A 6,046-nucleotide genomic window follows, 5' to 3' on the forward strand; every position below is an offset into this window, starting at 1 on the left:
AGGAATGAGAGAGTAAGGAGGTGAACATGGCTTCCGCCACCATAACATCGAAGGGGCAGGTTACGATCCCCGTGGATGTGCGAGACCATCTTGGACTTGCGACCGGAGACCGGATCGAATTCGTTCTGAATGAGGAAACGGGTCGGTATGAGGTGGTACCTGCTACGCGCTCGGTCACTGCTCTCAAGGGCATCATCCGCAAGCCCGCCAAGCCGGTGACTATCGAGGAGATGAATGCGGCGATTGCCGAGCAAGGGGGCTCGGCTCGATGATCGGTCTCGACACGAATGTGCTGGTGCGATATTTCGCGCAGGACGACCCCGTGCAGGCCAGGAAAGCAGGCGCACTTATCGAATCATTGACGCCCGAGCGTCCTGGTTACGTTTCGCAGGTGGCGCTTGTTGAGGTCATCTGGGTGCTTGGTCGTGCTTACCGCGTCGAGCGTGTCGAGATCGCGCGGGTGATCGAGACACTGCTTCGCACTAAGGAAGTGGTTGTAGAAGCAGCAGAGACGGTGTGGAAGGCGTTACGACTCTACGTGAGCTCTTCTGCGGATTTCGCCGACTGTTTGATCGAACGAGCATGTCACGAAGCGCACTGCGAATACACCGCTACGTTTGACACCAAAGCGGCCAAATCAACCGGCATGCGACTGATCAAGTAAGCCATATTTGTGCCGATCGAGCAGGTAGGTCTAGCTCGTCTAGCGTGCCTAAAGCAAACCATATAAATCACTGAAATGGCTGACGAGTCGAACAGCAATCCCCATTTGCCTGAATTCAGCGCCGAGGATCAAGCCTATATGCGGCGCGCCTTGCAGCTAGCCGCGCATGCTCGCGACGCCGAAAACGAAGTGCCGGTGGGCGCCGTGCTGGTGCAGGACGGGCAGATCGTCGGCCTGGGCTGGAACCGCAACATCACCCTGCACGATCCCACCGCTCACGCGGAAATCATGGCTTTGCGCGCGGCCGGGGAAAAATTGGCGAATTACCGCATCGTCGGCGCCACTCTGTATGTGACGCTGGAGCCTTGTGCCATGTGCTCGATGGCGCTGGTGCATGCGCGCGTGGGGCGGGTGGTGTACGGCACCACCGATCCCAAGACCGGCGCGGCCGGCAGCGTGTTCGATACGTTGATTTCCGATCGCCACAACCATCGGATCGAAGTACAGGGCGGCTTGCTGGCGGAAGAGTCGGCGGCGCTGTTACGCGACTTCTTCCGCGCGCGCCGCTGAAGCGTTTCGTAGTTTCGTAGGCTGGGATGACAATCCCAGCTTCGTGCAGCTGGCAATGCTGGGATGGTCATCCCAGCCTACAGAAACGCGAGGGCATCGGCGCAAGGGCGTTCCACTTTCAGGCTCAGCAGCGGATCGGCGCGAGTGCGCCCCAGGTTGACCGCGGCAATCGGCTTGCCGGCCTTGGCGGCGGCATGGGCGAAGCGGTAGCCGGAAAACACCATCAGTGATGAACCCACCACCAGCATGGCGTCGGCGGCTTCCAGCGCCTGCATCGCCCTCGCCACGCGATCGCGCGGTACGTTTTCGCCGAAGAACACCACGTCTGGTTTGAGGATGCCGCCGCAGTCTTCACAGAACGGCACGTTGAAGGTGTTGAAGTCATGGCCATCCAGGTCCGCATCACCGTCCGGCGCGTCGCCGGCATCGAGGGGGGCCCAGGCCGGATTGAGCGTCAGCAGAGCTTGCTGCAGCTCATGGCGCGGCGATCGGCGCTCGCACCCCATGCAGCGCACCATATCCAGCCGTCCGTGCAGGTCCACGACCGCCTGATTGCCTGCCTGCTGATGCAGGCCATCCACGTTCTGCGTCAGCAGCAGGGTGAGCTTGTCGCGTTGCTCAAGGCGGGCCAGTGCATGGTGGGTCAGGTTGGGCAAGGCTTTGCCGAAGCGCCGCCAGCCGATCAGGCTACGCGCCCAATAGCGTTGGCGCGTCAGCGCTTCACCCATGAACGCCTGATACGTCACCGGCTGGGCACGCTTCCAGCCGCCTTCAATGTCGCGATAGTCCGGAATGCCCGAATCCGTACTGCAGCCGGCGCCGGTCAGCACGAACAGGCGGCGATGCCGGGCGACGAAGTGCTGCAAGCCTTCGTTCTTTTCCTGGGACTGCGTTTGCGCCGACGTCATGTTTGCCTCAATAGGGTCGGGACCCGCCTTCAGATGGGGCGCCGGCAGCATTAACTCAAGCGAAAACCGCGCGGCGTCCGCGGCGCATATTCCATGCGCCCTGGTTTGCCGGGTGTAAACTCATCTCAAGTCGGGCCAGGCACGCGACGCGCCAGTGGCAGCCATGGCCGACGTCATGAAGAAAGCGATGCGTTCGGCGGCGTTGCGCTCCAGAGGAGGCATCATGTTCTCGCATATCCTGGTTCCTACCGATGGTTCCGATTACGCCATGCACGCGGCAGAACTTGGCATCGGACTAGCGCGTTCGCTGGGTGCCCGTATTTACGCTTTTCACGTCTTGGCACCGCTTGCCACGGTCGCCTATTTATCTGACGTCATTCAGCACACGGAAGATTCACATGTCGAGCGGGCGGTGGTGCGCGCGCAGCACCGCCTGGCCGAAATCGAGGAAATGGCGAATAAGGCCGGAGTGGCCTGCCACGGTGGCTATGCTTTCGATCGTCGCCCCTATGTGGCCATCGTTGGTGCGGCCAAAAAGCAACATTGTGATCTCATCGTGATGAGTACGCATGGCTATGCCACGTTCGACCGTATGCTGCTGGGCAGCGAAACGAACCGGGTGCTGGGATGCTGCGACATCCCAGTGTTGGTGTGCCATTGAGACTACGCAGCTACGTATGTGGCTCGGCTTGTGACCAGCTTGCCGACTTGTTGGGCAACTGCCGGCGTAACGCTCGTACGTCGGTGGAGTCCGGAAGCTGTTCGATGGCACCGAGGAAAATCTGAAAATCCTGGCGCCAGCCCAGTTGATCGGTCAACGCCGATAGCTGCCTGGCCCGGGCACCATAGCTTTGGGTGCGGCGTTTCTTCATCCCTGCCATGCGACGCGCCTTGCGGACGAATTCCAGCTGATAGCGAAGCTTGCGCGCGCGCCGCCGCCAACGATGCAAGGCATCGGGTACGCGCGAAGCAAGCGCTTTGCCATGCGCCTTTTTCACGCGCCGTTGGCTGCGTTTCAAGGTTTTCATTGCCAGGGCAGGGCGAATGTCGGCCCAGGCAAGCGCATGGATCGATGTGATGATTCGTTGCGCATCGGCTCGCCGTTGCCGCCATTGGGGATCTTGCTTGAGCGCGTCGTCGAGTATTTGCTCGCACCGGTGTTCGAGCGCGTGGATCACCTCGGGCGTGATCCAGGTTTCATGCGCAGTAGCCAGCAGTTTCGCCGTGTGTGCGGCGATGTGCGCATCGCGCAATGGAGCAAGGCCATGCGCCAGCTCTCGCAGGCGCCGGTTCACGGCACCGGTCGGTTGCCCGGGTGGCAGCAAGGGCAGCAGGCTGCGCAGGCGACGGCACGATTTGCGCGCCTGGTGAATGCCTTCTTGTCGTCGTTTGCGCACGGCCAGCGCGCGCAGCAGCGAACGGCACTCTCGGGCTGCGAGCAGCTCCAAGGAGGGTCCCAAGGCCGGCAGGCCGTCGCGCTTGGTCTTGTTCATCATCCCAGACAGGCTCCGGGAATTTCGCTTAAGGGGCGATCATCTCGTTGATGTTCCTGGCCGAAGTCGGCGGCGGCAGGGTGCTGCAGCCTGGATAAGCCGGATCAGGCCAGACACCCCAATTGGACTTGGAGACGCGTGCATCGCATGTCAAGCGATGGACGGCCAGGAAGTCCTGATGCACCGCCTGGTGCTTGTTCCAGCTCTGGATGGCGTAGACGTCGACCTGATATACCGGCTGGGTCGGATTGGTATACGTGTTCAGGTACTGCACCACGACGCGATCGCCGACTGACGCGGCGTTGCCCTTGTCCAGCTGAACTTCCGGCGCTTGTGGTTGCGCAACCTGGGTACCAGCTGCGGCCGGTGGGATCGCAACGTAGACAAAAGCCTCCGGCACCGCATTCCAGCGCAGATATCTTGGGTGATAGTCGATGAATTGCTGCAACAGTACCCGCCGTGGCGCGACGCCCGGCTGACGCGCGAGATCCAGTGCAATCTTCAAGGCCGATGGCTCATCGATATCGTGCACGCCCCATGCAAGCAGACTGCAGCCGCCGCTTTCGGCGTTGGCTGCGCGCGAGGCGAGCAGCGACGGCAGCTCTTGCACCGGATGACGCGCGGCCAACTCCGCCGGCATGTAGGCGCGGATCGGCGTGCCAGGCGGCATGTAATAGCCGAAGAAGTCCTGCTCGGCGAGCGCGCGGAAATACGGCGAGGCGCCGAAATGGTACGGAAGGATCGCCGGCACCAGCTGGCCGCTGCAGCCGGGCAGACGCGCAATGTATTGTGCCGACGCCCGCCAGCTTTCACGCTGAGGCAACGCACGTCCCGGCAGCCGACACAGATAGCTGCCCACCATCAACATGGCGAGCACGGCGACGATCACGCTGCTGCGCGTGTAGCCACGGGGGCCGGCAGCGTCATAAAGGCGGCCCATCAGCAACCATGCGAACGGCACGCAGGTAAGCAGGTTGCGGTCCGATAGCGAGGGAGCGACAGCCACCGATACACCGATGCCGCAAACAGTGATGCCGATCAACACGAAGGCGGCCAGCCTGACTGCCCATCGCGTGTCTCGTTCGTCGTAGGCGAAATACGCATTGCCCAGCACTTTTTGCCGGATACCGAACAGCACCAGCAACCCGGTTACGGCAATCACTTGCCGCTGCATCAAGCCATGCAACGCATCGCGAATCTGCTGTCCGAAGAAGCTGGCGCTGTTGCTGAACCAGGAACTGTCCAGATCCAACTGGGTCGAGTGGACCATCATCCGGTAGTACGCGACATTGAACGCGAGTATTACCAGCCCAGTCGCCACCAGTGCGCCACGAATACGCCAGGAAGGCAGGCTGAGCAAAAGAAACAGCAGCAGCATGCCCGTTGCCAGCAGCAGATAGGCATGCGTGAGGCTGGCGATCAGGCCCAGCAGGCTCAGCGCCATCCAGTGCGCGTAAGGAAAATCCGCACGGGCTTCCACCCGGCGGCGAAAGGCGAGGGCGATCGACAACAGGCTGCTGGAAAGTACCAGGCAAAGCCCGTAGCTGCGCGCGTTCTGCGACTGCTCGAACCAGAACGCGGACACTCCTGCCACCGCGCATGCGAACGCGATGGCGGTGTGGCTCAGCACGCGCCGCGTACCCAGCGCGAAGATGACAAGGGATGCGACGGCCAATACGGCGCTCGGCAAGCGCAATGCCGTCTCCGACAGTCCGGCCAGGTGCGTCCAGGCATACAGGAAGAAGTAGTAAAACGGGGGATGCGCATCAGTCAGCGCGCGCCGAAACACTTCACCGTAGCCGCCATCTTGATGGACCACATGGACCGTAAATAGCTCGTCGATCCATAGGCCACTGGCGGAAAGCCCTACAAAAGCCCCTGCACAAGCGATCAACGCGATCCATCCATAGACAAAAGCCTGCCACCGCGCCGGCGCCCGCAACCCTTGATTCACGCACTCGCTCCTACATCAATCCAAAAGGTGATAGCGGAATTCCGCCGAATGGAAAACACGCAGGACGACGCCCCCGCCGACGCGGCGACGCAAAGGTGTCCTGGGTGGATCCCCTGTTCGGCGGCAAGGCTATCGCACGCCGATGCTGGCTCCGGATTTTGGCATAAATTCCTGGAGTGGGCGTTTCTTGAGCAAGAAGCCTTGGTCGGTTCGGCTGGTGATCTGATTAGCTATGTCTCAGCTGGCAGGTATCTGCTCCCTCCCCTACGTGTAGTAGGGGAGGGTTGGGGTGGGGTGAAGCAACCTCGCGGCAAGCTCAAACGCGACGGCAAGCTCGTACAACCCCACCCCAACCCTCCCCTGCCAAGCACTTGATTAGCGTCGAGTCTCAGTAGGGTTTCGTAGATCCCGCTCCGGCAAGGGGCGGGATCGGAGTAAGCCGGCAGCCAGGTCTGCG

Annotated in this window: 7 protein-coding genes; 4 read left to right on the forward strand and 3 right to left on the reverse strand. The window is 61.6% G+C overall.

Annotated elements, in window-relative coordinates; genetic code table 11:
- The first annotated feature begins 26 nt into the window (after positions 1-26).
- From EKH80_RS21365 to tadA, 3 genes are all read left to right on the forward strand, one after another.
- Positions 27-272 (forward strand): AbrB/MazE/SpoVT family DNA-binding domain-containing protein, encoded by a 246-nt coding sequence (locus tag EKH80_RS21365; RefSeq protein WP_126686828.1) that lies wholly within the window; start codon positions 27-29, stop codon positions 270-272.
- Positions 269-664 carry a type II toxin-antitoxin system VapC family toxin gene (locus tag EKH80_RS21370; RefSeq protein ID WP_126686829.1) on the forward strand — a complete coding sequence of 132 codons (396 nt, stop codon included), beginning with the start codon at positions 269-271 and terminating at the stop codon, positions 662-664. The genes EKH80_RS21365 and EKH80_RS21370 overlap by 4 nt, the downstream gene beginning before the upstream one ends.
- A 75-nt stretch (positions 665-739) precedes the next feature.
- Complete coding sequence (gene tadA / locus EKH80_RS21375) at positions 740-1,234, forward strand: tRNA adenosine(34) deaminase TadA (protein ID WP_126686830.1); 495 nt, start codon at positions 740-742, stop codon at positions 1,232-1,234.
- A 77-nt stretch (positions 1,235-1,311) separates the two neighbouring features.
- On the opposite strand, the gene EKH80_RS21380 is transcribed toward tadA, so the two are convergent.
- Positions 1,312-2,142: an NAD-dependent protein deacetylase gene (locus EKH80_RS21380; protein WP_126686831.1), complete on the reverse strand. Its 831-nt coding sequence runs from the start codon at positions 2,140-2,142 to the stop codon at positions 1,312-1,314.
- A gap of 163 nt (positions 2,143-2,305) precedes the next feature.
- Between EKH80_RS21380 and EKH80_RS21385 the strand changes: the two genes are divergently transcribed.
- A complete protein-coding gene (locus EKH80_RS21385) occupies positions 2,306-2,803 on the forward strand; it encodes a universal stress protein (RefSeq protein WP_230473869.1) in 498 nt (165 codons plus the stop codon).
- A 10-nt stretch (positions 2,804-2,813) separates the two neighbouring features.
- On the opposite strand, the gene EKH80_RS21390 is transcribed toward EKH80_RS21385, so the two are convergent.
- The gene (locus EKH80_RS21390; protein ID WP_126686832.1) at positions 2,814-3,638 is read right to left on the reverse strand and encodes a CHAD domain-containing protein; all 825 of its coding nucleotides are present in this window, start codon (positions 3,636-3,638) and stop codon (positions 2,814-2,816) included.
- A 25-nt stretch (positions 3,639-3,663) separates the two neighbouring features.
- On the reverse strand, positions 3,664-5,589 hold the full coding sequence (locus EKH80_RS21395) for a glycosyltransferase family protein (protein WP_126686833.1): 1,926 nt from the start codon (positions 5,587-5,589) through the stop codon (positions 3,664-3,666).
- Positions 5,590-6,046: the final 457 nt, after the last annotated feature.

Origin of the sequence: Dyella choica, assembly GCF_003977665.1 — a bacterium.
Taxonomy (GTDB): domain Bacteria; phylum Pseudomonadota; class Gammaproteobacteria; order Xanthomonadales; family Rhodanobacteraceae; genus Dyella_B; species Dyella_B choica.

What these genes read in the sequence shown, in the direction of transcription:
- EKH80_RS21365 (WP_126686828.1), top strand. Translation starts at nt 27, where the DNA reads ATGGCTTCCGCCACCATAACATCGAAGGGGCAGGTTACGATCCCCGTG.
- EKH80_RS21370 (WP_126686829.1), top strand. Translation starts at nt 269, where the DNA reads ATGATCGGTCTCGACACGAATGTGCTGGTGCGATATTTCGCGCAGGAC.
- tadA (WP_126686830.1), top strand. Translation starts at nt 740, where the DNA reads ATGGCTGACGAGTCGAACAGCAATCCCCATTTGCCTGAATTCAGCGCC.
- EKH80_RS21380 (WP_126686831.1), bottom strand. Translation starts at nt 2,142, where the DNA reads ATGACGTCGGCGCAAACGCAGTCCCAGGAAAAGAACGAAGGCTTGCAG.
- EKH80_RS21385 (WP_230473869.1), top strand. Translation starts at nt 2,306, where the DNA reads ATGGCCGACGTCATGAAGAAAGCGATGCGTTCGGCGGCGTTGCGCTCC.
- EKH80_RS21390 (WP_126686832.1), bottom strand. Translation starts at nt 3,638, where the DNA reads ATGATGAACAAGACCAAGCGCGACGGCCTGCCGGCCTTGGGACCCTCC.